Source organism: Roseibium sp. RKSG952, from assembly GCF_009711355.1.
The window spans coordinates 123556-150229 of record NZ_SMMF01000954.1 but is presented as its reverse complement, the minus strand read 5'-3'; the positions used below and the strand labels follow the sequence as shown (position 1 = coordinate 150229).

Annotated in this window: 28 protein-coding genes, 1 tRNA gene and 1 riboswitch; of the genes, 12 read left to right on the top strand and 17 right to left on the bottom strand. The window is 55.5% G+C overall.

What is annotated here, in order from left to right:
• Positions 1-31: 31 nt before the first annotated feature.
• On the bottom strand, positions 32-472 hold the full coding sequence (locus tag E1297_RS36405; protein ID WP_155146939.1) for a 6,7-dimethyl-8-ribityllumazine synthase: 441 nt from the start codon (positions 470-472) through the stop codon (positions 32-34).
• A gap of 72 nt (positions 473-544) precedes the next feature.
• Positions 545-692, bottom strand: a riboswitch (FMN riboswitch).
• A 55-nt stretch (positions 693-747) separates the two neighbouring features.
• Between E1297_RS36405 and E1297_RS36400 the strand changes: the two genes are divergently transcribed.
• Positions 748-1362, top strand: a complete 615-nt coding sequence (locus E1297_RS36400; protein WP_155146840.1) for an FMN-binding negative transcriptional regulator — start codon at positions 748-750, stop codon at positions 1360-1362.
• A 23-nt stretch (positions 1363-1385) separates the two neighbouring features.
• Here the strand turns inward: E1297_RS36400 and E1297_RS36395 are convergent, their stop codons facing one another.
• Positions 1386-1832: a cytochrome c family protein gene (locus E1297_RS36395; protein ID WP_155146838.1), complete on the bottom strand. Its 447-nt coding sequence runs from the start codon at positions 1830-1832 to the stop codon at positions 1386-1388.
• A 444-nt stretch (positions 1833-2276) separates the two neighbouring features.
• On the opposite strand from E1297_RS36395, the gene petA reads away from it, so the two are divergent.
• From petA to E1297_RS36380, 3 genes are read left to right on the top strand one after another with little or no spacing between them, the layout of a single operon-like run.
• On the top strand, positions 2277-2900 hold the full coding sequence (gene petA, locus E1297_RS36390) for a ubiquinol-cytochrome c reductase iron-sulfur subunit (RefSeq protein WP_155146836.1): 624 nt from the start codon (positions 2277-2279) through the stop codon (positions 2898-2900).
• A gap of 12 nt (positions 2901-2912) precedes the next feature.
• Complete coding sequence (gene petB, locus E1297_RS36385; protein ID WP_155146835.1) at positions 2913-4244, top strand: cytochrome b; 1332 nt, start codon at positions 2913-2915, stop codon at positions 4242-4244.
• Positions 4245-4261: 17 nt separating this feature from the next.
• Positions 4262-5050: a cytochrome c1 gene (locus E1297_RS36380; protein ID WP_155146833.1), complete on the top strand. Its 789-nt coding sequence runs from the start codon at positions 4262-4264 to the stop codon at positions 5048-5050.
• A gap of 167 nt (positions 5051-5217) precedes the next feature.
• Here E1297_RS36380 and mtaB read toward each other — a convergent pair whose 3' ends face one another.
• Positions 5218-6474 carry a tRNA (N(6)-L-threonylcarbamoyladenosine(37)-C(2))-methylthiotransferase MtaB gene (gene mtaB / locus E1297_RS36375; protein ID WP_155146831.1) on the bottom strand — a complete coding sequence of 419 codons (1257 nt, stop codon included), beginning with the start codon at positions 6472-6474 and terminating at the stop codon, positions 5218-5220.
• Positions 6471-7304: a diaminopimelate epimerase gene (gene dapF / locus E1297_RS36370; protein WP_209016218.1), complete on the bottom strand. Its 834-nt coding sequence runs from the start codon at positions 7302-7304 to the stop codon at positions 6471-6473. Before dapF ends, mtaB begins: the two co-directional genes overlap by 4 nt.
• 220 nt (positions 7305-7524) lie before the next feature.
• Between dapF and E1297_RS36365 the strand changes: the two genes are divergently transcribed.
• Positions 7525-7600, top strand: a tRNA-Lys gene (locus E1297_RS36365).
• A 178-nt stretch (positions 7601-7778) separates the two neighbouring features.
• On the opposite strand, the gene E1297_RS36360 is transcribed toward E1297_RS36365, so the two are convergent.
• The 4 genes from E1297_RS36360 to E1297_RS36345 form a co-directional block, all read right to left on the bottom strand.
• On the bottom strand, positions 7779-8534 hold the full coding sequence (locus E1297_RS36360) for an SDR family oxidoreductase (RefSeq protein ID WP_155146827.1): 756 nt from the start codon (positions 8532-8534) through the stop codon (positions 7779-7781).
• Between the two features lie 902 nt (positions 8535-9436).
• Positions 9437-9625 carry a GNAT family N-acetyltransferase gene (locus E1297_RS51390; RefSeq protein ID WP_368669801.1) on the bottom strand — a complete coding sequence of 63 codons (189 nt, stop codon included), beginning with the start codon at positions 9623-9625 and terminating at the stop codon, positions 9437-9439.
• 122 nt (positions 9626-9747) lie between these two features.
• Positions 9748-10191, bottom strand: a complete 444-nt coding sequence (locus E1297_RS36350; RefSeq protein ID WP_155146825.1) for a hypothetical protein — start codon at positions 10189-10191, stop codon at positions 9748-9750.
• Between the two features lie 37 nt (positions 10192-10228).
• Positions 10229-10597, bottom strand: coding sequence for an antibiotic biosynthesis monooxygenase (locus E1297_RS36345; RefSeq protein ID WP_155146823.1), 369 nt, complete (start codon positions 10595-10597; stop codon positions 10229-10231).
• 103 nt (positions 10598-10700) lie between these two features.
• Here E1297_RS36345 and E1297_RS36340 point away from each other — a divergent pair, with 103 nt between their 5' ends.
• On the top strand, positions 10701-11189 hold the full coding sequence (locus tag E1297_RS36340) for a MarR family winged helix-turn-helix transcriptional regulator (RefSeq protein WP_155146821.1): 489 nt from the start codon (positions 10701-10703) through the stop codon (positions 11187-11189).
• A gap of 214 nt (positions 11190-11403) precedes the next feature.
• On the opposite strand, the gene E1297_RS36335 is transcribed toward E1297_RS36340, so the two are convergent.
• Genes E1297_RS36335 through E1297_RS36315 form a run of 5 tightly spaced genes read right to left on the bottom strand, consistent with a single transcriptional unit; the run spans position 11404 to position 15610 of the window.
• Positions 11404-11946, bottom strand: a complete 543-nt coding sequence (locus tag E1297_RS36335; RefSeq protein WP_155146820.1) for a DUF3833 domain-containing protein — start codon at positions 11944-11946, stop codon at positions 11404-11406.
• Positions 11943-12560 (bottom strand): DUF3833 domain-containing protein, encoded by a 618-nt coding sequence (locus E1297_RS36330; RefSeq protein ID WP_155146818.1) that lies wholly within the window; start codon positions 12558-12560, stop codon positions 11943-11945. Before E1297_RS36330 ends, E1297_RS36335 begins: the two co-directional genes overlap by 4 nt.
• Positions 12557-13780 carry an MFS transporter gene (locus tag E1297_RS36325; protein ID WP_155146816.1) on the bottom strand — a complete coding sequence of 408 codons (1224 nt, stop codon included), beginning with the start codon at positions 13778-13780 and terminating at the stop codon, positions 12557-12559. The genes E1297_RS36330 and E1297_RS36325 overlap by 4 nt, the downstream gene beginning before the upstream one ends.
• Positions 13780-14325: a hypothetical protein gene (locus E1297_RS36320; protein ID WP_155146814.1), complete on the bottom strand. Its 546-nt coding sequence runs from the start codon at positions 14323-14325 to the stop codon at positions 13780-13782. The genes E1297_RS36325 and E1297_RS36320 overlap by 1 nt, the downstream gene beginning before the upstream one ends.
• Positions 14276-15610: an NAD(P)/FAD-dependent oxidoreductase gene (locus E1297_RS36315; protein ID WP_155146812.1), complete on the bottom strand. Its 1335-nt coding sequence runs from the start codon at positions 15608-15610 to the stop codon at positions 14276-14278. Before E1297_RS36315 ends, E1297_RS36320 begins: the two co-directional genes overlap by 50 nt.
• Positions 15611-15839: 229 nt before the next feature.
• Between E1297_RS36315 and E1297_RS36310 the strand changes: the two genes are divergently transcribed.
• Positions 15840-16565, top strand: coding sequence for an SDR family oxidoreductase (locus E1297_RS36310; RefSeq protein WP_155146810.1), 726 nt, complete (start codon positions 15840-15842; stop codon positions 16563-16565).
• Between the two features lie 39 nt (positions 16566-16604).
• Here E1297_RS36310 and E1297_RS36305 read toward each other — a convergent pair whose 3' ends face one another.
• Positions 16605-16892: an I78 family peptidase inhibitor gene (locus E1297_RS36305; protein WP_155146808.1), complete on the bottom strand. Its 288-nt coding sequence runs from the start codon at positions 16890-16892 to the stop codon at positions 16605-16607.
• 130 nt (positions 16893-17022) lie between these two features.
• On the opposite strand from E1297_RS36305, the gene E1297_RS36300 reads away from it, so the two are divergent.
• The 3 genes from E1297_RS36300 to E1297_RS36290 all read left to right on the top strand — a co-directional run bounded on the left by E1297_RS36300 (position 17023) and on the right by E1297_RS36290 (position 21009).
• Positions 17023-18135 (top strand): S-(hydroxymethyl)glutathione dehydrogenase/class III alcohol dehydrogenase, encoded by a 1113-nt coding sequence (locus tag E1297_RS36300; RefSeq protein ID WP_155146805.1) that lies wholly within the window; start codon positions 17023-17025, stop codon positions 18133-18135.
• Positions 18136-18387: 252 nt separating this feature from the next.
• Positions 18388-19494 (top strand): saccharopine dehydrogenase family protein, encoded by a 1107-nt coding sequence (locus E1297_RS36295; RefSeq protein ID WP_155146804.1) that lies wholly within the window; start codon positions 18388-18390, stop codon positions 19492-19494.
• 18 nt (positions 19495-19512) lie between these two features.
• Complete coding sequence (locus tag E1297_RS36290) at positions 19513-21009, top strand: aldehyde dehydrogenase family protein (protein ID WP_155146935.1); 1497 nt, start codon at positions 19513-19515, stop codon at positions 21007-21009.
• A gap of 47 nt (positions 21010-21056) precedes the next feature.
• On the opposite strand, the gene E1297_RS36285 is transcribed toward E1297_RS36290, so the two are convergent.
• On the bottom strand, positions 21057-22634 hold the full coding sequence (locus E1297_RS36285) for a DUF5928 domain-containing protein (protein ID WP_155146802.1): 1578 nt from the start codon (positions 22632-22634) through the stop codon (positions 21057-21059).
• A gap of 143 nt (positions 22635-22777) precedes the next feature.
• Between E1297_RS36285 and E1297_RS36280 the strand changes: the two genes are divergently transcribed.
• On the top strand, positions 22778-23596 hold the full coding sequence (locus E1297_RS36280) for a sulfotransferase family protein (RefSeq protein WP_155146799.1): 819 nt from the start codon (positions 22778-22780) through the stop codon (positions 23594-23596).
• Between the two features lies 1 nt (position 23597).
• On the opposite strand, the gene E1297_RS36275 is transcribed toward E1297_RS36280, so the two are convergent.
• On the bottom strand, positions 23598-24044 hold the full coding sequence (locus tag E1297_RS36275; protein ID WP_155146797.1) for an NUDIX hydrolase: 447 nt from the start codon (positions 24042-24044) through the stop codon (positions 23598-23600).
• A gap of 115 nt (positions 24045-24159) precedes the next feature.
• Entirely contained in the window at positions 24160-25992 is a 1833-nt protein-coding gene (gene ilvD / locus E1297_RS36270; protein WP_155146796.1) for a dihydroxy-acid dehydratase, read from the bottom strand.
• 106 nt (positions 25993-26098) lie between these two features.
• Here ilvD and E1297_RS36265 point away from each other — a divergent pair, with 106 nt between their 5' ends.
• A complete protein-coding gene (locus E1297_RS36265; protein ID WP_155146794.1) occupies positions 26099-26662 on the top strand; it encodes a helix-turn-helix domain-containing protein in 564 nt (187 codons plus the stop codon).
• Positions 26663-26674 lie beyond the last annotated feature (12 nt).

Below are 26674 nucleotides of genomic sequence, written 5' to 3'. Positions count from 1 at the left end.
GTTGGGGCGTGCTTGCCCCAACCCAATGAGCTTACGCAGCGGTGGCGAGTTTTGCGCGCGTCGCGTTGATTTTCAGCACAGCTTGTGCGGCTTCGCGGCCTTTTTCGACAAAATGCGCGCGGTAGATTGCGTTGTGGTGATCGGTCTCCTGATACTGATGCGGCGTCAGGGAAACGGACAGGACCGGTACGCCTGTATCCATGCCAGCGCGCATCAACCCATCAACAACGGCCTGTGCGACAAAATCGTGCCGGTAAATACCGCCATCCACAACAAACGCTGCGCAGGCGACGGCTGCGTAGCGGCCGGTCTGGGCCAGATCGCGGGCCAGCAGCGGCATCTCAAACGCGCCGGGGACGTCGAATACGTCAACCTGATCGGCGGGGATGAGTTCCAGAAACCCTTCTAGGGCCTGATCAACAATATCGGAATGCCAGTTGGCTTTTACAAAGGCATAGCGGGTGTGTGTCATCATGATCTCCTTTCGCAACAGACACGTCACCCAAGGCGATCACGGGCAGGCACGCGGCAAGGCCGACGCGCTACACGTTCTCTTTCATCCGGACTGTAACCGTCGGCTCTGGCTTTTCACCAGATCTGCTGACACCCCATTAACCGAGGCCGCTCGCGGGCTTACGGGTCGCAGCCCGCATACCGCCGGTGGGGAATTTCGCCCCGCCCTGAGAACATCGCAGAGCTTGCCAAGGACTGCCCGGTTCTGCAAGTGCTGTTGGCAGGAGGACAGGTATGCACCCCAACCCAGCCTTTCGCGCCGAAGATCGCGCGCGCCATGTTACCTTCGCCCGGGATCGCGCGTTTGGTATTCTTGCCTTGTCGACGCAGGATGCGCCGTTGCTAAGCCATGTCCCATTCCTTCTGGATGAAGATGGGCAAGTGGCAGAGCTTCATCTTGTACGTTCAAATCCCATTGTTCGGTTATTGAAGCAGCCTCAGACTGTGCGGATCGCAGTTTCCGGGCCAGATGGCTACATTTCTCCGGATTGGTATGTAGTCGAAGATCAGGTGCCGACCTGGAATTATGTCGCGGTGCATTTGACCGGCCAACTTGAGCTGATGCCGCAGGATGCATTGCCTGATCTTCTGGACCGCCAGTCAGAATTTTATGAAACACGCCTGTTGCCAAAACCGCCTTGGGTCACAGGTAAAATGTCCGAGGGCGCATTGGAGCGGATGATGCGGATGATCGTGCCGTGCCGCATGCAGGTCGAAGATGTTCAGGGCACTTGGAAACTGAACCAAAACAAGACAGAAGATGCTCGATTGGGCGCTGCTGATCAGGTTGAGGCTGCGGGTTTTGGTGTTGAAACCGGACGGCTGGCCGCGTTGATGCGGACGACGTGACCAGCGCCGGACCTGGAAACTTTTTACTGATCGCTGAAGGTGGCGAGATAGGCCGCGACATCGTCGGCCCCTTTCTTCAGCTTAACGCTCATGTTGGGGCGGGCTGATTCGTCATCCAGATACTCCTGAATGAAAACGATTGGGTTTTCGGAGTAAGCCGCGATGTTTTCTTCAGTCCAGACCAGACCTTCATCACCCGCACGGATCATATCATCGGTGAACATACCGATGGGCAAACGCTCGCTTCCATAGCGATAATCGTTTTCGGATCCGGCAACTCGCCCGACCACCCCATAGAGATTCGGTCCGGTGATGCCGCCTTTGACCAGAACTTCGCCATCCTTGATGATCGCGTGGCAGGATGAGCATCTATTGTAGAGTTTTTCACCTTTTTCCGGATCACCGGCAGCCGAGGCCTGAGTTGAAATCGCAATCGTTAACAACACCGTGGTCACAGTGACCTTTGACATGAGTTATCTCCTGTAAGGAGTTCGCGCGATTTGGCCTTTCGGACATTCTCGTTTGGGGTGCAACAGGAATCTGCCTCTCGGGGCGGATCTGGAAATATCTATTTTAAATTAATAATTTAAACTAAATACAATACCGCTATGGTTGCGCAATTCCGTTTCTGATTACTGTCCAATCCACCCGTTCGAAACGGCGTCTGAGTGGTGGTCGGACCTTCAGCCACCGCTTACAGAGGAAGCGGATTCCGCCGAATCAGCAAGTTTGTTGCCGAGTGCTCTAAGTGATGAAACAGATTTAATCCGCTTCATATCTTGAAATAATTGGCCTTCGTTGTGACATGAAAGCCCGGATGCGGCGTAATGCGCGCCTATGACCGCTGGACGAACCGATTTCTCCCCGATAGATACCCCGTTTAAGACACCGCATTCGTGCGGTGCGCGAGCTATATGCCCGTACGCGGGCGCCAGATAATCGGAGAAAACCTCGTGTCCCACGCAGAAGACCACGAAGGCACCCGCAGAGACTTCCTCTACTACGTCGCTGGCGGCGCAGGTGTCGTAGCAACGGGGGCTGTTGTTTGGCCCCTGGTCAACCAGATGAATCCTTCGGCAGATGTACAGGCTCTGTCCTCGATCCGCGTTGACGTAAGCGGGGTCGAGCCTGGAACGCAGTTGACCGTGAAATGGCTGGGTAAACCGGTCTTTATCCGTCACCGCACAGGTGCCGAGATCACCGAAGCCCAGGAACAGGATGCAGAAGGCGTTGATGCGCTGCCTGATCCGCTGGCCCGTAACTTCAACCTGAACCCTGATGCTCCTGCGACGGACGCCAACCGCGTGATGCCGTCGCCCGAAGGCGAAGCGCCGGGTGCATGGATTGTTCAGATGGGCGTTTGTACGCACCTCGGCTGTGTGCCGCTGGGCGACGCCGGCGACTTTGGTGGCTGGTTCTGCCCCTGCCACGGGTCGCACTATGACCTTGCCGGTCGTATCCGTAAGGGCCCCGCGCCCGAGAACCTTCCTGTCCCGCCCGCAGAATGGGTGGACAACAGCACAATCAAACTCGGCTAAGGGAGACCCAGAATGTCAGGAATTCCCCACGACCACTATGAGCCAAAGACCAAAGGCGAGAAGTGGCTGAACAGCCGTCTGCCGATCGTCGGCCTGCTTTATGACACCCTCATGATCCCAACCCCCAAGAACCTGAACTGGTGGTGGATCTGGGGCATCGTTCTGGCATTCTGCCTGGCGTTGCAAATCGTTACCGGCATTGTTCTGGTGATGCACTACACCCCGCATGTCGACCTGGCCTTCGCCAGCGTCGAGCACATCATGCGTAACGTGAATGGCGGCTACATGATCCGCTATCTGCACATGAACGGCGCGTCGCTGTTCTTTGTTGCGGTCTACATTCACATGTTCCGCGGCCTGTTCTACGGCTCGTACAAAGCCCCGCGTGAGATCACGTGGATCATCGGTATGCTCATTTACCTGATGATGATGGGTACTGCGTTCATGGGTTACGTTCTGCCTTGGGGTCAGATGTCCTTCTGGGGCGCAACCGTGATCACCGGCCTGTTCGGCGCGATCCCATTTGTTGGCGACGCAATCCAGACCTGGCTGCTGGGCGGACCCGCAGTGGACAATGCTACGCTGAACCGCTTCTTCTCGCTGCACTACCTGCTGCCCTTTATCATTGCGGCGCTGGTTGTCGTGCACATCTGGGCCTTCCACACTACCGGCAACAACAACCCAACAGGTGTTGAAGTGCGTCGCGGCTCAAAGGCCGAGGCCGAGAAAGACACGCTGCCGTTCTGGCCCTACTTCGTGATCAAGGATCTGTTCGCACTGGCCGTCATTCTGGTCGTGTTCTGGGCCATTGTTGGCTACATGCCGAACTACTTGGGTCACCCGGACAACTACATCGAAGCCAACCCGCTGGTCACACCTGCACACATCGTCCCTGAATGGTACTTCCTGCCGTTCTACGCGATCCTGCGGGCCTTCACCGGTGAGGTATGGGTCGTTCAGTTCGCCAGCTTCATCACCGGCGGCATCATCGACGCCAAGTTCTTTGGTGTGATCGCGATGTTCGGTGCGATCCTGGCCATGGCCCTGGCGCCCTGGCTGGACACTTCGACCGTGCGTTCGGGCAAGTATCGTCCGATGTTCAAATGGTGGTTCTACCTGCTGATCGTCGACTTCTTTGCGCTGATGTGGCTGGGTGCGATGCCCGCAGAAGAGCCTTATGCGACCTTCTCGCTGATCGCGTCTGCCTATTGGTTCGCCTATTTCTTCGTGATCCTTCCGATCCTGGGTGTCATCGAAAAACCCGATGTGCCGCCGGAAACCATCGAAGAAGACTTCAACGCGCATTATGGCAAGGCTAACGCCGATGCCACGCCGGCCGAGTAAGAAGAGGGACCGGAATCATGTTCAAGAAACTTGCAATCGGTGCCGCGTTTGCTCTGGCCCTTGCGCCCGCCTCAACCTTTGCGGCAGGTGGCGGTGAGCAGCACATCGAGGACTTTGACTTTTCATTCGAAGGTCCGTTCGGCACCTATGATGAACATCAGCTTCAGCGCGGCCTTCAGGTTTACACCGAAGTCTGCGCGGCCTGCCACGGCCTGAGATACGTGCCTCTTCGTACCCTTGAGGATCTTGGGTACACCGAAGAGCAGGTCATCACTTATTCGGCTGACAACTTCGAAGTGTTCGATCCCGAGCTGGACGATTTCCGCCCGGCCATCCCGACCGACCACTTCCCGGCCAACGACGCCGTTGGCGCACCTGACCTGAGCCTGATGGCAAAGGCGCGTGCCGGTTTCCATGGTCCTTATGGTCTGGGTATCAACCAGCTGGTCAAAGGCATGGGTGGCGCGGAATACATCGCCTCTCTGCTGGATGGCTATACCGGTAAGGAAAAGGAAGAAGCGGGTACGATCCTGTACGAAAACACCGCATTCCCCGGTGGCTGGATCTCTATGGCCCCGCCGCTGGCTGAAGATCAGGTCGAGTTCGCCGATGGTCACCCGGCCAGTGTTGAAGCGATGTCCGAAGATGTTTCTGCGTTCCTGATGTGGGCGGCTGAGCCCAAGATGATGGACCGCAAGAATGCAGGCTTCGTTGGCGTAATCTTCCTGACGATTATGTCGGTATTGCTTTATCTTGTGAACAAGCGCCTTTGGGCACCTCACAAAGGTAAGATCCGTAAGGACTAAGGTCTTAAGTGATCGCAAATGCAAAACCCCCGCACCGGATGGTCGCGGGGGTTTTTTTTAGTGATACCCGAATTCGCAGGGTGGTTTTCCGGATAGCGAATGCGAAAGGGACCACAGCCTGATCCATCAAGCGTTCAGAGGCCGATCCTGCTGATGCGACTGCGGAGCTATGCCCGCAATTGCGAAGCAGATTTGCCGGTAATGACGCCGCTCACAATCGTACCTTCGATTTGCGCTTGGTCGAACGTCACTTCGGTAAACTGTTCTGTGCGGCCCATATGCGGGTTTTCCATGAGGATCTGATGTGTCTTGCCAATTTGAGCCTCAAGGTGGCGGACAACCTGCTGCTCGCCGGCCTGACGAAGCCTGGCTGCGCGTTCCTTGATCGTGTTTCCGTTCACTTGTTGCGGAATGCGTGCGGCGGGTGTGCCTTCGCGTTTGGAATATGGGAAGACATGCAACCAGGTCAGATCGCACTCTGTCACCAGCTTTAGCGAGTTTTCGAAATGGGCATCCGTCTCTGTCGGGAAACCGGCGATGATGTCTGCGCCAAAAGTCATTTCAGGGCGCAACCTGCGCGCCTCTTCCGTAAAGCGGATTGCATCATCACGCAGGTGACGGCGTTTCATCCGTTTTAGGATCAGGTCATCGCCATGCTGCAGGGACAGATGCAGATGCGGCATCAGGCGCGGTTCAGTCGCGATGGCCTGCATCAGGTTCTCATCAACCTCAATCGAATCGATCGAGCTGATCCGCAGGCGCGGGAGGTCGGGCACCAGCTTCAGGATGCGCATGACCAGATCGCCCAGTTTGGGCTGCGCGGGCAGATCTGCCCCCCATGAGGTCAGGTCGACGCCGGTCAGAACAACCTCGTTATAACCTTTGTCCACCAGCCGCTTGATCTGATCCACCACAACGCCCGCTGGGACGCTGCGTGAGTTGCCGCGGCCATAGGGAATGATGCAAAAGGTACAGCGATGGTCACAGCCATTCTGGACCTGTACATAAGCGCGGGATCGGGTCCCAAAACCGTCAATCAGATGGCCAGCTGTTTCAGTCACCGACATGATGTCATCGACCTGCACCGCTTCGGTCTCACCTATGAAATCAGCGGCCATACCTTTCCAGGTTTCGGGCTGCATTTTCTCGGTGTTGCCGATGACCGCATCGACCTCATCCATCTGTACAAATGTCTCAGGCTCGGTCTGCGCAGCGCAGCCCGTCACGATCAGGCGCGCATCTGGGTTTTCACGCCGCAGCTTGCGAATCTCCTGCCGGGCTTTGCGCACGGCTTCGGCGGTCACGGCACAGGTGTTTATGATCACCGCATCCTGCAACCCGGCTTGCTGCGACAGCTCTTTCATCGCCTCGGTTTCATAGGCGTTGAGCCGACAGCCCAGTGTTGTGAATTTTGGTGCGCTCATCCCAGCGACTCCAGAAACTCTGGCGTCAAAGTGCCAGAGAAGACATGGCGAGTTGGCCCGGTCATCCAGACACCGTCGTCGCGCCAGTCAATCCAGATGGTGCCACCGTCCAGTTCTATCTGCACCTTACGCCCTGTCAGGCCACGCCGAGCCGCCGCAACCGCAGTCGCGCAGGAAGAAGAGCCTGAGGCGAGCGTGATTCCGACACCCCGTTCCCAGACGCGCATCCGGATATGGTCGGTCCCGATGATCTGGGCGACCTGTACATTGGTGCGTTCGGGATAAAGTGGGTGGTACTCATATCGCGCGCCAAATTCCTCAAGCGGTATTGCCTCGGCATTCTCAACGAAAAACGTGCAATGCGGATTGCCCATACCGGTCGCGGTCGGTGCGCCTTCGATCGGCAGCTCCAATGTATCCATCTCCTCGGACAACGGAATTTCCTGCCAGTTTAGCTGAGGCTGCCCCATGTTAACGGATGTCAGACCGTTTCCCGCATCGCGGGCGAAGAGTGTCCCGCGTTCAGTCGTCAGCGTAAGTTCGGATTTCCCGGTTTCCTCCATCAGAAACCGTGCAATACAGCGGGTGGCGTTCCCGCAGGCCGCCGATGTAGAGCCGTCCGCATTATAGAACACCAGGTGCGCGTCCGATTCGCCGCTTTCGATGACGGCTAGCTGATCGAAACCAACACCAAACTGTCGATGTCCGATTCCTTTGGCCAGAGCCGGAGTAATGGCCGCAGAATGAGCGCGCGCATCGACAATGACAAAGTCATTGCCCAGCCCGTGCATCTTCATAAAGGGCAAACCGGTATCGTGTGAGTGTTGCATGGCGGGCATATAGCGATGGTCACAAAATGAATCCACCCTGTCACGCAGATTCCTGAAAAAAGGGGTTGACCCCCCTGCGCCACCTGCCTAATTAGGCCGCCTATCGGGACGCCGGAAACAAGTTAAACACCGGCGAAACGAGGCGCAAAATAAGGGCTTGAACCTGATCGGTAAAATGCCTTAGAGAGCGCCACGGATCGACAAGATCCAACAAAAGAGTGGGCCGTTAGCTCAGTTGGTAGAGCAACTGACTTTTAATCAGTGGGTCGCAGGTTCGAATCCTGCACGGCTCACCACTTTTTAAATAAAAACAAGTATTTGCGTAGACGCCAGTAGTGGCGTTGAAGTTCGGTCGCTCCGTGCCCACCTAGCGCCCGCAAATTCAACATCCTAATTTATAGCATCTCGGTGAGGCAGGTTTCGTACTTATTAGTTCGCCTATCAACCATGCGCTGCAAACTTTGTGGCGACTATTCAAAGCAGACGGGTCGCCATGCCGCCATCCACGGCTAGTGGTGAACCGGTCACAAATTTTGACCTGTCTGACAGCAAGAACAACGCAGCTTGCGCAATCTCCTCTGGCTCTGCCATGCGTTTCACAGGGTGCAGATCAGCAATAAAGTCATGTGTGGCGGGGTCATCTCCGGCCATGTCGGTTTTTGTGCCACCCGGTAAAATAGTGTTAACACGAACACCGTTCGCTGCGTGATCAGATGCCAAAGACTGTGTGAGCCCAATCAACCCGGCTTTGGATGCGGCATAGGCCCCCATGCCAGGCATTCCTCCATTGCTGAAGCCAACAAAAGTTCCGGTGAATACGATGGACCCACCGCCGCGCTGCTCAATCGCCGGCAGCTGTGCTTTTGCTGCAAAAAAAGCGCTGGTCAGGTTTGTCGCAAGAACTGATTGCCAGTTGTCGGATGCCATCTCCGGAACCGGCCCCATCTCACCCATCAAGCCCGCGTTGTTAAATGCGCCATCAAGGCCGCCAAATTGACGTTCGGCAAGATCGACAAGCTCTTTGGAGTAGGCTTCGTCAGTCACGTCTCCCGCTAGACAAATGGCACGCCCATTGCTCTGTGCGATCTGCTCTACAATTGTGTTCAAGCGCAGTTCACGGCGTGCACCCAACACAACATTTGCTCCTTCTGAGGCAAACAGAAGTGCGGCAGCAGCACCTATTCCACTGCTCGCCCCCGTTACGATGATGGTTTTGTCTCTCAGTTCCATGGCTATGCCTTTCCGTAGTTGCATGCCAATCAACTAGGGAATGACGCGAGCAACGTGCGACCCGTATCTTGCGGGTCTTGAGAAACTTGAAGTGGATGCGCAAGAAACGGGTCGGTTCACAACTTACAGCCGTAAGCGGGCATTTGTGTCCATTGTAGCATCGGTTCATTTGTACTCAGGGCTAGCTTGCACAAGCATGATGAGCTGAGATCGAGGCAACGAGGGCGGCAATGCAGGCAAGGTCCGCGAGTGCGCGAGAGACCGCAGTCGAGTAAAAATCGACCAAAAACCGTTTAGGTTGTTGAGTCAGAGATATCACTCTGATAGTTAGGGGCACTGGAAACCCTGATTTAGGAGAGAATAGATATGCTGAATCGTCAGACCTCAATGCTTTGCGCGCCAGGCGCAGTAGCCCGTTAAAGCGGTCTGACAGGTTTCCAATCTGAAGGCCGCCTCGTGAGCGGCCTTTTTTATGTTTTCCTCACGTGGCGGCTTTCCATCAATTCATGGAGAGTACAATGCCAAGTTTATCACTTTACATCCCCCTCAGCCGGTCGCGCAGCCTATTGCTACAGTTAGTGGCCGTTTTCGCCCGGCGGCCCAGCGGAGATCAGCCCGTTCTGCTCAGGAGAGCCGATCTGCCGGAATATCTGAGGAAAGACGTGGGCCTCCCGCCCGAGGTTGAACACCCACCTCCTTCGCACCATCGGTTCCCGTTTTGAGCAGGCGATCCAGCAAGGGCAGATCTATGCCCTTGCTTTCCTAATCGCACATTGTTCGACGTACAGGACAATGCTGGCTTACGACTTATGGCGAGATAGTTGTCTTGACCATTACTGCTGTCTCTTCATCCCCAAAGAACTTACGGCCTTGCTCAATGTAGCCTAGCGACGAGTGGAGTTTTATCGCGATGAGGAAGACGAAACTGTGAGTTCTCGCAAACCTCGTTCGAAAGCAACCTTTTTAAGCTTTCCCGCCAAGTTACTTCCAATCCTTTTGCGGCGCAGGTCGGATGCGACAAATACAGTATTTAGTTTAAAGCCTTGCGGCGAGCCTGTGCTAATGACCTCTTCATCAGATAAAACGACGATAATCAGCCTGTTTTTGAAGGATCCAAGATCATGAGACGTCGAGAAGTTGCGGACATAGCGCCAATTCGCTGCGTTTGCTCGGATGTCGGCAATTTAGCCATGCTTGGGTTGGTACTGCATCTTCAGCGATGCCTCCGAATTTTGCCTGTCATTCGTAAACCATCACGAATGTTCAGTCCCATCATCGTGAGGTTGGCCGCCCCGGCGATTAGTTCAACCACCTGAACCGTGTAAAATGTGCCGTCGAATTCGCCAGCGGCAGCTTTGCCGGCCAGAAACCAAGCGGCGGGTACGAGGACCAGCAACCCATTCAGCGCAATGATCGGCATACGGGTCTTCTTTGCTCTTGTCAGCGCATCTTTGCGTTTCCGGCCCATTGCCATGCCCGATCCGCCAGCAATGGCCATTGCCGGAATGAGAATGAACATGCCCTTCAGGATCAACGCTTTGACAGCTGCGATTGTTTCATGGCTCGCAAAGAGTTCGCTGGTGACCGTTGATGTCCAGAAGAGGAGGATCATCACAAAGCCGATGCCGCCCGCGATGGCGTGAATCTTTGTTTTCATTGCGGTTCCCTCAAATTGGCTTTTTCAAAGGGCATCGTCACGCCGTGCAGCAATTTGGCACCGCAACCTTCTCGAACAGGTGGGGTGCTGTCACAGCGCTTGAAGGATAGTGGCTGAGCTGCTGCTGAAATTCGGGGTTTGAAAACGCGGCGCGGAAGTCCGCAACGGAATCCCAGACCGCGTAGTTCAGGTACATGCTGCCATCACCAATAGCTTTATGCAGTTGCGTGCTGATGTAACCCGGTTGCTTTTTCATCCATTGGGCATCGCTCTTCCAGGCTTCAACCAAGGCGTCTTGGTCAACGGGATCGACTGTGAAGAGGTTGACGAGAACGACGGGTCCAGCGTCGATGCTCAATTGTTGTTCAATGGGAAACTCAGGGTCGAGGGGTTTGAAACTCACCATTTCGGTACTCCTTGAAAGTCATTTTAATTTGGTGCCATGTTGTCATATTTAGGAAGCATCAAGCAGAATGACAATATGTTGTCAAATAAAGCGAGGAATCGACATGTCGGATGACCGAAGGACCGAAGAAGGAGAAGCCGTGACAGCGCTGATACTGGATGTGTTTCGGTTGAACGGTCGATTGCAGCTTGCCGGAGACCGCCTCGTATCAGAACTCGGTCTGACAAGTGCCCGGTGGCAGATTCTTGGCGCCATTGCCTATGCTGATCAGCCGGAATCCGTTGCCTGGCATGCGCGGACGTTGGGTGTTCACCGGCAAGGCGTTCAACGGATCGTCAACGAGTTGAATAAAGAGGGTGTCGTCAAGTTTCAGCCAAACCCACACCACAAGCGGGCGCACTTGGTCGTTATGACTCGAAAGGGGCAGGAGTTGTACGAAGCCGCGATTGCGAGGCAAATCCCTTGGGTAAATGAACTCTCGGAAGGCCTGTCGCCAGATGATATTTCGACAGCGCAAAACATTGTAGGCCGTCTCAAGATGCGTCTCGAAGAAGCCTCGTCGCAACAAGACCAGAGCCAGAACCAAAGCTGACGCTCGTAAAGGGTTCAGCATCGGTCTTTCTGGGCTTCTTGCCACCGTTCTCTGCGGTTAGCTTGAAGTGGTGGTAAATGCTCAGAGCTGCCGTTGCTCCCACTTTCATCCTTCGTCCCTTCAGCAGCTTGTGAGGGTACCCTCAGAACGCGAAACGTTTTCAGCTTTGGCAGCGCCCAATATAGGGCCAACATATCGCTCCCGACACGAGGTTCTATTTCTTCTCGAAAAACAAAATCACCTCACCAAGACGAATACCGAAGCGTGAGACGTAGGCGCGGTTGAGTAGTCTGTCGTCTTCCAATAGCCACATCCAATCGTCAAAATTCACGCGCATCGTGCCATCTTTGACAGGCAAATCTATCTTGTACTTCCAGTTAAAGGTATCACCCCGTTCGACCCCGCTGGCTGTTCCCAGAACACCCGGCGCGGTCCCGGTCCACGTGTCCTCGCCAGTTTTTGTCAGTGTCCAGACCCGCTGCTCGGTTGCGCCGTCATCATAGATGAAATCCTCTACCAGAGTCAGCGTCTTACCATCCCAGGTACCGTCGATATCGACCGTGAACCGGCGCGGGACATTGCCCAGAACGTCCTGGAACTGGCCATAGGCCACAGTTTTACCCTCGAAGAACTCCTCAAGGTTCAGCTGACGGTCCGATAGAAATGTCTTTGGAACGCGTGGTTTGGCTGAACAGGCGGCGAGTATTACCAACCCTGCAAGGGCGACGATTGCTACAAGGGTGCGGCGGGCGATCATTGCAATGGCCTCAGTTCAGAGTCTGTATCATGACCATTAGCGCCATGCAGATGGGCCGATTTTATCTCGGGCGACGGGCGCATCGTGGCAACCAACTCGGCCACCTTGATGCCGAATTTTCGCATCTCAGAGCGATTCATGATCGCGCCGTTCTCGGTCAGGTACATCCAGTCGGTCACATCCAGCGTATGCCCACCGGCGTCCTTGGGCAGGATGATCCGATATGTCAACTTGACGGTTGCGCCGGAAATCACACCCTTGCCCTCGCCCACGATGTCATCGGCCGTTGCTGTGAACGTATTGCCGGTGCCCAGCGTCAGGTACCATTTTCGGGTCATCTGTTTACCGTTGGAATAGGTGAAATACTCGGACAATGTCCCGGTATTACCCTCCCATTCGCCCATCATACGCGCGACGAAGCTGTTCGACATCTTACCATTGGGACCATAGATCAGACCCTCTGACAGGATTTCTCCGTTTAGATGTTTCTTAAGTGAAAACTGGGGGCCTGTGTTTTCGTAGTCGGCAGGTGCCTGAGCGCGAAAACTGAGAAATCTGCCCTTTGCTACGATCAGGGCGAGGGTGGCGAACAGGATGACTGCGATGAGTTTCATTTGGCTGATACCTCTGACGGCAGCGTCAAAACCATCCCGAACGCGCCGAGTTTGAGAATGCAGGGAAGGACAGCATAGGCAAAGTTGAGCGTTTCCAATGCCTGCGCCGAGTTAGGTTGCCCCGGGAAAAAACCGCTGCGTTCAAGCAGTGGCAGTGTGAAAAAGGCGGCCAATGCGAGGCCTAGTTTGCCTGCGAATGACCAGATGCCGAATGCGGCTGATGCGTTTAGTCCCGCGCGGGTCAGTACGACCGAGAACATGGCGGGCAAAACGACCATATCGGCCCCAAGTGCCGCACCGGATGCGATACAGATGACAGCGAAACCGGACAGGTTGCCTGCTGATAGTGTCGCTGCGCCTATAAACCCGGCGATCGACAGCGGCATTGCAATGATCAGTGTCTGTTTCGGGCCAATCCGGTTGCTCAGGCGAGCCCAAAGAGGAACACTTGCTCCTGCGCTCAGAAAGAAAAGGATCAGCAAAGGGCCGGCCTTGCCCGGCAGTTGCAGCCGATCTTCTACAAAAAACAGAAACAGGGTTGAGGTGATCGCAACCGGTAGGCTGTTGACCAGCGCAAGGGCAAGAAGTCTGAGCCCGCCAGATTTGCCAAGGCCCGCGAAAGACAGCCCCTCTCCGGTGATCGGTGGACGCCGCCAGATTGGAAATGTCAGTACGATTGTAATGACTGACAGCACGCCCAAGAACAGACCAAACGCAGGGTAACCCTGTGCACTGGCGCCCAAAGTCACGAACAGTGCAGGCGCACTGGCTGCAAGAATAACTCCGGTCAACTGCCCACCTTCGCGGTAGGCGGCGAGTGTCATCAGCTCTTTGGGATCTGGACGTTTCGCCAGAGTGGCGCTGCGTCCATAAAGCAGGATGGTGCCAAGGCTGTAGGCCGAAAAGAGTAGAACGAGAATGGCGATCAGCGTGCCGAGACCGGCGCCGTCAGTGAGCATGAAAAGCAGTGGAAAGCCGACGGCTAACCCGATCGCGGCAGCAGCGGCAAACAGAGTTTGTGCATCTGGCCATCGGTCAATTGCCCAGCCGATCAAAGGGTCCTGAACCAGATCAACCAGCCGGATAATCAAAAGGACTGTCCCGATAACACCTAGGCCGATACCCAAGTTTACCGCTGCAAATCGTGGCAGGTGGATGTAAAGCGGGATGCCTGCAGCAGCGAGCATCAGAGCATACAAGCTGACCCTGGGATACAGCATCACTGCCCCTTGAGCTGGCTGGTAAACGATGCAGATCGGGTGTTTGAGCCCAGAAAGATCGACATAAATCCGCGTTTGGCACCCGAATACGACAATGTGCAGGTCTTGCGCCCGTTCCGCCAGAACCCAATGACATTGGGTCCTTGCGAGATCGCCAGATAGGTATCGCCTTTACTGACCGCTTGAAAACACTGTTCCAACTGAGCGCGCGTGGGCGCGTTGTTACCCTGGCGCGCAATCTCTTCCAGTGTGGAATTAACCAGTGCTTTTTGGGTCAGGTTTTTCCGGTAGGTCAATTCCAGCCCAAAGTCTTCATTCCAACTGAAGGGCGCACCGCCGGGCGTGTATAGCTTTGCATCATAAAGGGGCAGCCCGAGAAATCGGAACGTGCCGCTGCCAAGCAGCTGCGCATTGTTCAGTTCCTTTGATACGACCGAAGCTGCCAGACCCGACGGGACCAGCAGCGCAATCACCAGAAGCGCTGCGCGAAGGCTATCAAAGATCAGCCGCAACGGGTATGGCCGGGTCTCTTTCAAGAATGCCATTTTCAGCTCCGATGGTCTGCGGGATACCTTCGATGCGCTCAACAACATGCATGGCGCTGGCGATCCCGTCTTCGTGAAAACCGTGCCGGTTATACGCCCCGGCAAACCAGGTCCTGTTTTGTCCCTGCATTTCGCGGATATTGCCTTGTGCCCTCAGGGCAGCTTTGTCGAAAACAGGGTGGGCGAATTCGACCTCGTCATAAATCTTGTCTTCATGGATTTCTGACGAAGCGTTCAGGGTCACAAACAGCGGATCGTTGTCGGGGATGTTCTGAAGGCGGTTCATCCAATAGGTGACACCCACATTTCCTGCCTGCGAGCGATAGGTCCAACTGGACCAGCAAGCACGTCGGCGCGGCATCTGGCTTGGATCGCAGTGCAGAACTGCCTTGTTGGGTTGATAGCGAATGGCACCCAGCGCGTCTGCTTCATCCCGGGTCGCGTTGTCTCCAAGTATGGCCAGCGACTGATCGGAATGTGTAGCCAGGATGATCTCATCAAACAAATCTGCCTGCCCATGGCTGTGCACACTCACCCCCAGAGAATCCCTTTGGATGCCCTCAACCGGGGTGGCGACACGGATATCGCAGCCACGGGCGCGCAAGGCGGTTTCAATTCGGCGAACATATTCGACACTGCCGCCTTTAACGGTCCACCATTGGTGCTGTTTGGCACGGCCACTGGCGAGCAATGCGTGATTGCGGAAAAACTGAACCAATGAGCGTGCGGGGAAACGGTCAACGAATTCGACAGGCGTAGACCAGATCGCACCGCACATGGGCATCAGGTAGTTGTGTCGGAACCAGTGGCCCAACCGCAGTTGATCAACAAGCTCACCGATCGTGGTATCATCATCCTGCGCGGCAGCGGGGGCCTCTTTGCTGAAACGCAGGATGTCGGCGATCATTTTATAATAGGCGGGCCGGGCAAGATTACGTTTTTGGGCCGTCAGGGTACGGAGATTGTTCAGCCCGTACTCGATGCGACCGTTGTCGATCGTGGCACCAAAGCTCATTTCGCTTTTGGTGACCGGGACATTCAGTTCTTCGAACAGACGGGTCAGATAAGGGTAGGTCGCATAGTTGAACACGATGAATCCGGTGTCGACGGGCTGGTCTCCGTTTCGTCCGGCAAGCACGGTGCGGGCGTGACCGCCCAGTCGGGGCTCAGCCTCATACAGTGTTACATCATGAGATTTGGATAGATAATAGGCTGCGGATAGACCTGAAATGCCTGCACCAACAATCGCGATCTTTTTGCGTACGCCCCGAGTTTCGTCGAACATGTCATCCTCTTTGTGTGACATTTTACAAGGGGATACGCTGGGTGATTGTTTGCGGATCATTCATGCTAGAAAAATATTTTAGACGCGCTAAATCATGTCTCTGGGCTATGAGCGGCCGATTTGGTGTGATCCGACGGTATCGCGGGTTCGTATTCTCTCTAAAATGACCGGAATGGCGTCCTCTTCCCTCTAAAGCCACGCGTTTTCGTGCGAATAGAAAGACCCGATCATGAGTAAGTTCGAAGGTAAAACCTATTGGATCATCGGCGCGAGCGAAGGATTGGGTCTTGCTCTGGCCAAGGCGCTGAGCCGTCAGGGTGCACGCCTGATACTGTCGGCGCGCAATGCCGATCGTCTGTCCGAGATTTGCGATACGCTGTCCGACGCGCGTGCTGTGCCAGTTGATGTAACCGACCTGAATGCAGTTCGGGATGCAGTTTCTGAGGCCGGGGATATCGATGGTCTGGTCTATAACGCCGGAGCTTATGAGCCTATGAAGGCGGCGGACTGGGATACCGAAGCCGCGCTGGCAATGAGCGACGTCAACTTCACCGGGGCACTCAGGGTATTGGGCGAGACCGTGCCCGGTTTTGTCCGCGCTGCACGCGGAGATATCACGCTGATCGGATCGCTTGCGGGGTATCACGGATTACCGGCCGCGATTGGATATGGTTCCAGCAAGGCTGCGCTGATCTCTCTGGCAGAAACGATGCGGCACGATCTGGCGGGCACCGGCGTTACGGTTCGGATCGTCAATCCCGGCTTTATCAAGACGCGGCTGACCGAAAAGAACAACTTTAAGATGCCGATGCTGATGACGCCCGAAGACGCAGCCGATCGGGTTCTGCGCGCTATGTCCCGCCGTCGTTTTCGTACAGATTTCCCTGCTCCGTTTTCCTGGGCCATAAGGTTTTTGGACTATGTGCCGGACTTTCTGGTTTACCGTGGAAAATAGACCAATGTTGCGGGTGAAAGTCGGGAAACTCAGCCAAATCTACCCACAGGTCAGCCGCTGAATTACCCCTGCGCCGTTTACATAAACGTTCAGCCGATCAATGCGATAATCCTGCGTTGCGATGTCATCAGGCCCCAATACACGTGATCTTTCAGGCAAACTGGCCTGAATCGTTGAAACCGGCTGGCCCACAGAATCGGCAAAGGGTTCACCCTTGCAGAACGCCAGATCAACGGCTGCAGCCTCGGATGTAGAAGCGCTTTCCTCAGTCACAGTTGTTTCCGCACAGGCGGCCAGAACGAACAGGATCGGGATAAAACGGTGCATTGGCGCTCCTTTTTCTGGCAATGTCGTTTCTGTAATATCAATTGTTTAGCTAACCTGTCACGAAAGCGCAGTTGAAAACACCCTGTATTTGACGCAGGGTCGGGTCAAATTTGACAGGGAGAATAGCAACATGCGTACCCGTGCAGCGGTTGCCCTTCAGGCGGGCAAACCTTTGGAAGTGATGGACGTGAACCTTGAAGGGCCCAAAGCGGGCGAGGTTCTGGTCGAAATCAAGGCCACCGGCATCTGCCATACTGATGAATTTACCCTGTCGGGTGCCGACCCCGAAGGCCTGTTCCCTGCCATTCTGGGCCACGAAGGCGCTGGCATTGTGGTTGAGGTCGGGCCGGGTGTCACCAGCCTGAAGCCGGGCGATCACGTGATCCCGCTATACACTCCGGAATGCCGCGAGTGTGAATACTGTCTGCATCCCAAGACCAACCTGTGTCAGGCGATCCGTTCCACTCAGGGCCAGGGTCTGATGCCCGATGGCACATCGCGCTTCTCGACGTTGGATGGTGACCCGATCCTGCACTACATGGGCTGCTCGACCTTCTCGAACCACACAGTTCTGCCCGAGATTGCGCTGGCCAAAGTGCGTGAAGACGCGCCCTTCGACAAGATCTGCTACATCGGTTGCGGTGTAACCACCGGTATTGGCGCGGTGATCAACACCGCCAAGGTGGAAATCGGCAGCCGCGCCATCGTATTCGGTCTGGGCGGTATCGGTTTGAACGTGATTCAGGGCCTGCGTCTGGCCGGGGCCGATCAGATCGTCGGCGTTGACCTGAACCCGTCGAAAGTTGAGATGGCGACCAAGTTCGGCATGACCGATTTCGTGAACCCGAACGAAGTCGAAGGCGATCTGGTACCCTATCTGGTTGATCTGACCAAAGGTGGCGGTGACTACACCTTTGACGCCACCGGCAATGTCGGCGTGATGCGCGCGGCATTGGAATCGGCGCATAAGGGCTGGGGTGAATCGATCATCATCGGCGTTGCGCCCGCAGGGGCCGAGATTTCAACCCGTCCGTTCCAGCTGGTCACTGGCCGTTCGTGGCGCGGCACCGCCTTTGGTGGCGCGCGTGGCCGGACCGATGTGCCGAAGATCGTTGACTGGTACATGGAAGGTAAGATCGAGATTGATCCGATGATCACCCACACCATGGGTCTGGATGACATCAACAAAGGGTTTGACCTGATGCACAAAGGCGAGAGCATCCGGTCGGTGGTTGTTTACTAAGGCAACAACAACCTAACTCATTCAAAATTTTGACGGCGTGCTCAAAAGGCGCGCCGTTTTTCTTTGTGTGCACGAGGTCAGGCAATTCGTGCTGGTTTAGCTAAACATTTCGGCGACTTACTGGTGTCGACAAAACGCAGAAATCTCCGACACAATGACGAAATTACCTGCTATTTCGTCAACACGCATGCTGTGTGCCGGACAACCTCCGCTCCATAATTCTTATTAATCAACGAATGGAGGAGGCAAATCTTGGGCTGGAATGTTTGCATTGTCGGGGCAGGGAAGATCGGTCAGATGATCGCAACCTTGCTGAAAGGCTCACCACATTATTCAGTGACGGTTGCGGATCACGATCTGAACGCACTCTCGGCATTGAACAAGCTTGGTATTGCCACAAGGCAAATAGATGCGGGTGATGAACAGGCACTGGCCAAAGGTCTTGAGGAGTTTGATGCGGTTATCTCTGCAGCGCCTTTCTTTCTGACACCCGCGATAGCCAAGGCTGCCAAGGCAGCAGGCGCACATTACTTTGATCTGACCGAAGATGTTGCGGCAACCAATGCTGTGCGTGAACTGGCAAAGGACAGCGAAACCGCATTCATGCCGCAATGCGGTCTGGCCCCGGGGTTTGTAGGTATCGCCGGTTCCGCGCTTGCATCAGAGTTTGATGAAATCGACAGTCTTCATATGCGGGTCGGTGCGTTGCCGCTCTATCCGACCAATGCGCTGAAGTATAATCTGACATGGTCAACTGACGGCCTGATCAATGAATACTGCAATCCCTGCGATGCCATCGTGAACGGTAAGTTGGTCAAGACCGCACCCCTTGAGGACTATGAAATCCTTGGTCATGACGGCGTCGAGTATGAGTGCTTCAACACGTCCGGAGGCCTTGGTACCCTGCCTGAGACACTGGAAGGCAAGGCGCGAGCGGTGTCCTATCGTTCCATCCGCTACCCGGGTCATCGCGATATCCTCAAGCTTTTGCTGTCAGACCTTGGTCTGGAGCGCCGTCGTGATTTGCTGAAGGAAATATTTGAGGCGGCTCTGCCACGTACCGATCAGGATGTGGTTCTTGTCTATTGCACGGCTAAGGGCATGATCGATGGTCAGTTGCGGGAGAAATCCCTGATCAACAAGTCCTTTGCGCGTGTCATCGATGGACAAGTCTGGAGCGCAATTCAGATCACCACGGCTGCAGGTGTGCTTGGCGTCGTCGATCTGATGCGAACCGGGGCGCTGCCTTCCAAAGGCTTCATCCGACAAGAGCAGGTAAATCTGAAGGATTTCCTGAATACCGAATTCGGCCGGCTGTATCGCGCTGGCGACGTAACCGAACAACACAAGGCGGCTTGAGACATGAAAGACGTTGTCATGACAGCAGAAACCACACTCGCAAATCTGGATCTGACTTCGGCGGACCTGACCGGAGGCACGCTTACCGTAACATCCCCGATTGACGGCAGAGTTCTGGCTGAGGTCCATGAAACACCGGCCTCTGAAATGAACGCGATCTTTGCCCGGGCAAAAACCGCGTTCCGGGAATGGCGTGTTGTGCCGGCCCCGCGACGGGGCGAGTTGATCCGCCTGCTGGGCGAAGAACTGCGTGCAGCCAAGGATGATCTGGGGGCATTGGTCAGCTGGGAAGCGGGCAAGATCACCTCTGAAGGTCTGGGTGAAGTGCAGGAGATGATCGACATCTGCGACTTTGCCGTTGGACTGTCGCGCCAGCTCTACGGTCTGACCATCGCATCCGAACGCCCCGGGCATCGGATGATGGAAACCTGGCATCCAGCCGGCCCTGTTGGCGTGATCTCGGCCTTCAATTTCCCGGTCGCAGTATGGTCATGGAACGCAGCGCTGGCCTTGGTCTGCGGCGATCCGGTTATCTGGAAGCCATCCGAAAAGACCCCTCTTACCGCGATGGCCTGTCAGAAGATATTTGAACGCGCACTGGTCCGGTTTGGTGATGCACCTGAAGGCTTGTTGCAAACACTGATCGGTGGTGCCGATCTTGGGGAGGCTTTGGTGGCCAGCGAAGATGTACCTGTCATCTCTGCCACGGGTTCAACCCGCATGGGGCGCGCGGTTGCTCCGATCGTGGCGCAGCGTTTCGGAAAGTGCATTCTGGAGCTTGGTGGCAACAACGCCATGATCGTCGGCCCGTCTGCCGATCTGGAAATGGCGGTTCGTGCGATCGTGTTTTCTGCGGTTGGCACCGCCGGACAGCGCTGCACCACGCTCCGTCGTCTGATTGTACACAACTCGATCAAGGACGAACTGGTTGCGCGGTTGAAGAAAGCCTATGCCGGGCTGCCGATCGGTAATCCGCTGACGGACGGCACACTGGTTGGTCCTCTGGTGGACGAGGCATCCGGCAAGGCGATGACCGCAGCGCTGGAATCTGCAAAATCCGAGGGCGGCACGGTCTTTGGCGGCAATCGTGTAACCGAAGGCGTGCCCGCAGGTGTCTACATGGAGCCGGCCATTGTTGAGATGCCCGGTCAGACAGCGACGGTTAAGACCGAGACCTTTGCGCCGATCCTTTATGTCATGGGTTATGAAAACTTTGAAGATGCTCTGGAGATCCAGAACGATGTACCTCAGGGTCTGTCCTCGTGCGTATTCACTCTGAACATGCGTGAGGCCGAGCAATTCCTGACGGCAGCTGGTTCGGACTGTGGCATCGCAAACGTCAATATCGGTCCATCAGGAGCCGAAATTGGCGGTGCGTTCGGCGGTGAAAAGGAAACCGGCGGCGGTCGTGAAAGCGGCTCGGATGCGTGGAAGGCCTATATGCGCCGTCAAACCAATACGGTGAACTATTCGGCCGAATTGCCGCTGGCGCAGGGCGTCAAGTTTGACATCTGAAGTAATATCCGGCGGCGCTAACTTGCGCCGCCGGTTTATTTGGGAATTCAATCCACAAACAGGTAATCAAGCCGCATAACGGCCTGAGCTTTTTCTTCCGATACATCCAGAAATTCAGCGATTGTGGCTTCGTTCTCAGTACGATCCGCTGTTTCCCGAATGCGCAGGTACTGTTCGGTACCGGCATTACGGATTTGTTCGGATTCGTAGGCCATATCGTTGCGTATAGTCGGCAATAGCCGCTCAACCGTTTCGGCTGGTGTGCTCTCTCCGGCAAGTCCGACGCGGCGCGCATGTCCAACCAGATACTCGTCGGAATATTCGCACTCGATCTCCAGCACGTGGGTTTTGGACTGGTCCGCGCAGAAATCCTGAACGATGTCTGCGTTCGAGGGATCAACACACACCACCAATTGGTCTGTCTCAAAGTGATCGAACAGCATTTGAATTACAGCGCGCCTGTGCCGTGATCGCTTGAGCAACGTGGTTTCGATACCCCCCAGATCGGGCAGCGGTGTATCCTGCTCATTGAACAGATACTCGACACATGGAATATCCGTCTCGGATGCAATCTGATCAACCAGACGCTTGGCCACGTGCCATTTCTTGCAGACAATCAGAAACAGTTCACGCTCGGCCCCCAATGTGTTCCCGGTTTCCCAGAACCGTTGCCCGAACCTTCGGCCAACACGCCCACGTCCTGCAAGAAAGCTGTAAAGGTTACGACCTTCGTCCGAGATCTGAAAATCGACCCCTTCACTTGAGTACAGCTGGCCCAGCTTTTCTTTCAGATCATGAGCCTCGGGGCTGATCTTGCGTGCAAACAGGTAATCCTGTCCCAGCAGCATATCGTAGTGATCGTTGTAGAACGTCACGGGCATTCCGTAGTCCGAGAACATTAGGAACGTCAGTGTGCGATTGTCGATCTCATGCTTTGGGATCAGATGTCGGACAAGGGTTTGAAAAAATGTCTCATCCGGTATCCAGGTGGTCGAGAAGAACTTGATGACATCGCGGCGTTGACGCAGGAAATCAAGGATCATTTCAACGGTTCGCCTGCGCAGACACCACCATTGGCTGCCGATCATGACCTGAATGTCATGCGGAATATCCCGCGTCAGGCCAAAGCGCTTTTGCAATTCGAACGAGGCATAGAACCGCCCGCTTTGCGTGCGTTCATTGAAGTAGTGTCTGTAGATCAGCCGGTCTTCTTTCATACCGGTTTTGATCCAGTCGCTTTCGAAGAAATCGTGACTTTCGATGAAATCCCTGTCGTTTTGATCAAGAAAACGGTGGGCATACTCGGCTGTCTTGATCGCCATGCAGTCGCCCGACAGCATGTAGAAATGCGTCGCGCGAGGGAAAGCATCAACCGCGGCCTGCAAAGCATACAAGGTCGCCTGGACCAGTGACCATTCCCCCCACCCGCATTTGATGCGCCGGGTCGCGAAGGTCACGTTTGGATTGTCCTTCAGGGCAGTGCGGATGCGGTCGTAATCAGCATCACTTGAGCGCGCATCGAAATGGATGGCCATGCAATCGCCAGCTGCGGTCAGCTGCTCGGCCTGCGAGATGATCGCATCAGGGTCTTTGTGACACAGCAAAATGTAGGCAATCTTTGCCATAAGTCGAACGTAATTCCTGTTTCTGCCCGTTTCCAACCGTGATACTGAGGATGAGCGATTGAATAAACAGAATAATTTTGCTTGTTTGGGGCCAAACGCTGACGCGTCAACTTGAGACCCGGACAGCTCAGGAGGCATTGCAGATGGGTTTTCCCGGTACATGGATGACCGAGAGTGAGAGCATGGTCTACCGTGTTGTGCCTAAATGCGCCTGCTCAACCATCGGCCAGATCATGTATTACTCTGATCATGGTCAGTTTTTTGACGGTGATATCCATGACGCCAAGGACGGGATGCACAAATGGGCGTTCGACTCCAGTCAGGATTCGATTTCCAGCAATGTGCGATCTCATACCTCATATGCCTTCACCTGTGTCCGCAATCCCTATACCCGCATTCTGAGTTCGTTTTTTGACAAGATCTGCGGCATTCAGCGTAACGGTAAGCGGTATCGCGGGAATCTGGTTCCAACGCTGATCTACAACTACGGGATCGAAGTCGGCGGAGACGACGGTAAAGGTGAATTCGATCAGATCGCCAGCTTTCGCCGTTTTTTGCTGTTTGCGCGTGATACCATCCGCTGGCGTCGTCCGATGGACCCGGACATTCACTGGTCAGCCATGTCCGGGCACGTATCGACCTTCATCGTGAATGGCGGGCGGTATGACCGAATTTTCTGGACCGAGAAATTCAACGATGGGATGCAGGACGTGCTCAGCCATGTCGAAACACCCAACGCCGTGACCTTGTCGGAAATTCCGCGCTTTAACGAATCCGAAGGCCACGGGCCAAAACGTGCACATCCGGTCGAAGACTATTTTGACGACCTGTCGATGCATCTGGTCTACGAAATCTACAAACATGATTTCGAGCTGTTCAAATACGATTTCGAAAACCCTGCCAACAAGATGCCGATTGGCGAGATTGATCTGGATGAGGTTCACGCCAAACTTGGCGACTGAGTTAACGGAGCAGGTGATCTTTCAGGCCTGTGGGGTAGAGCTCCGGGCCGCCAATATCCAGGGTATCCAGACTGAACCAACCTGCCGTCCAGCTCTGACCATCATCTTCCGCGAATGAAATCGAGGTATCGGGCAAACTCAAAAGTTCCGGGCACTGGATCTCGGCCACGAAGATAATCTCATGCCCCTGATGACCTTCGTGCTGGTAGAGATTCTCGATCACCAGCGGTTGTCCACTGATTTCTATCGCCACATTAAGCTCTTCCCTGAACTCACGTTTCAGCGCGTCGTGCCATGTTTCGCCGAATTCGACCGATCCACCTAAGGGACGCACGCCCTTGATACGGCCGGCGTCATCCGGAACTTCGGCAGCGAGGAGCCTGTCCTCCCGCCAATGCAAGCCTATGGCTTTGACGCGGATACCGTTATGCGGGCGCCAGAATGTCATGGTTTTCACCGAGCTTTCTATGGATATCATTGAATGCAAAAGAGAAAGGCCTCGCTATTCGTGTTAGCGAGGCCTTTCAAGCTATTGCAGTTTTGTTGGGTTGGAAACCGCTTCGTTACACTTGACGCACAGCACCTTTTGCAGCGCTTGTCGTCAGCTTGGCGTATGCTTTGAGCGCGGTGGACACTTTGCGCTTGCGTGGTTCAGTGGGCACCCAGCCCTTTTCATCCTGCTCTTCGCGTCGCGCGGCCAGTTCTTCGTCTGACACGGCCAGATGGATTGTGCGGTTTGGGATGTCGATCTCGATCTTGTCGCCGTTCTTGACCAGTCCGATCTCACCACCTTCTGCCGCTTCGGGCGAAACGTGACCAATCGAAAGGCCCGATGTACCGCCTGAGAAGCGACCGTCTGTCAGCAGCGCACAGGCTTTGCCCAGACCTTTGGATTTCAGGTAGGACGTCGGATATAGCATTTCCTGCATACCCGGTCCGCCACGCGGGCCTTCATAGCGGATCACCACCACGTCACCTTCTTTGACCTTGCCCGTCAGGATGTCGTTAACCGCCTGATCCTGACTTTCGCAGACATAGGCCGAGCCGGTGAACTGCAGGATATTTGCATCCACACCCGCAGTTTTCACAATGCAGCCGTCGCGCGCGATGTTGCCGAACAGAACCGCCAGACCGCCGTCTTGGCTGAACGCGTGCTCCTTGGACCGGATCACGCCGCCTTCACGGTCGGTGTCCAGTTCTTTGTACCGGTTCGACTGGCTGAAGGCCTGTGTCGTGCGCACGCCACCCGGCGCGGCCTTGAACAAGTCCTGCGCCGCCGGGTTGTTAGCAATCTTGATGTCCCAATTGGCAATCGCCTCGCCCATCGTGGCCGAATGCACGGTGCTGCAATGTTCATGCAACAGTCCGGCGCGGCTAAGCTCGCCGAGGATCGAGAAGATACCACCGGCGCGGTGCACGTCCTCCATGTGAACGTTCTCGGTATTGGGTGCGACCTTACACAGGCATGGCACCTTGCGGCTGAGGCGATCCATGTCGGACATGGTGAAGTGCACTTCGCCCTCATGCGCGATGGCCAGCAGGTGCAGTACCGTGTTGGTCGATCCGCCCATGGCGATATCAAGGCTCATGGCGTTTTCAAACGCGTCGAACGTGGCGATTTCGCGGGGAAGGAAGCCTTTTTCATCCAGATCGTAGTGCCGTTTGGTGATTTCGACGATCCGGCGCCCGGCTTCAAGGAACAGGTTCTTGCGGTCAGCATGCGTGGCCAGGGTTGAGCCGTTGCCCGGCAACGCCAGACCCAGAGCTTCGGCCAGACAGTTCATCGAGTTGGCGGTGAACATGCCCGAGCACGAACCACAGGTCGGGCAGGCGTTTTCTTCGATGTGCTGGACCTGCTCATCGGTGTAGTTTTCGTTGGCCGCCGCAACCATCGCATCTACGAGGTCGATTTTTTTGACGTCCAGATCGGCGATGTCGATCTTGCCGGCTTCCATCGGGCCGCCCGAGACGAAGATTGCGGGGATGTTCAGGCGCATGGCGGCCATCAGCATGCCGGGGGTGATCTTGTCACAGTTCGAGATACACACCATCGCATCGGCGCAGTGTGCGTTGACCATGTATTCAACCGAATCCGCGATGACCTCACGCGAGGGCAGCGAGTACAACATCCCGTCATGACCCATGGCGATACCATCATCCACCGCGATGGTGTTGAACTCTTTCGCCACACCGCCTGCGGCCTCAACCTCGCGCGCGACCATCTGGCCCAGATCCTTCAGGTGCACGTGGCCGGGCACAAACTGGGTGAACGAGTTGACGATGGCGATGATCGGTTTGCCGAAATCGTCATCCTGCATACCGGTGGCGCGCCACAGGCCACGGGCACCGGCCATGTTGCGGCCATGGGTTGAGGTTCTGGATCGGTACATTGGCATGATGCTGTTTCCCTTTTGCCCCGGTTGCGATATTCGGGGTGCGTACGTTATAGCGCACGTACCACATGTGCGCTATAACGCACAAGAGGATTCGAGAGACGACAAGATGGCACCGGATGAAATTACGCTGAAACTAAGGGACGTGCGGGCGGCCTCGGGGCTGAGCCTGTCCAAGGTCGCTGACATGACCGGGGTCAGCAAGGCCATGCTTGGCCAGATCGAACGCGGCGAATCGAGCCCGACGATTGCGACACTTTGGAAGATCGCAAAAGGGTTCCAGATGCCGCTGAGCGCCCTGATCGGGCCTGCTGCGATGCGCGATCCGGCTGATGCCGATGTTTTCCGCACGGTAACCTTCCCAGGCAGTATCGAAGTCAAGATCGTCTTTCCCTATGATCCCGCGCTCGGGGCCGAAACCTTTCATGTCGAGCTTTCCCCAAACCAGAGCCATGAATCGGCTGCCCATGCGACGGGGGTAACCGAAGAAGTGTTTGTTCTGAACGGAACGCTGGACGTTCTGCGTGACGGTGATTGGGTTCCGCTACAGGCTGGGCAGGGTCTGCGGTTTGCCGCTGATTTGCCACACGGCTACCGGGCCGGGGCCACCGGTGCAGCCTTTCTGAACATGCACCACTATGGGCAACCGGCTACAGCAGCGCCGGTCGCCTGATCCCATAAAACA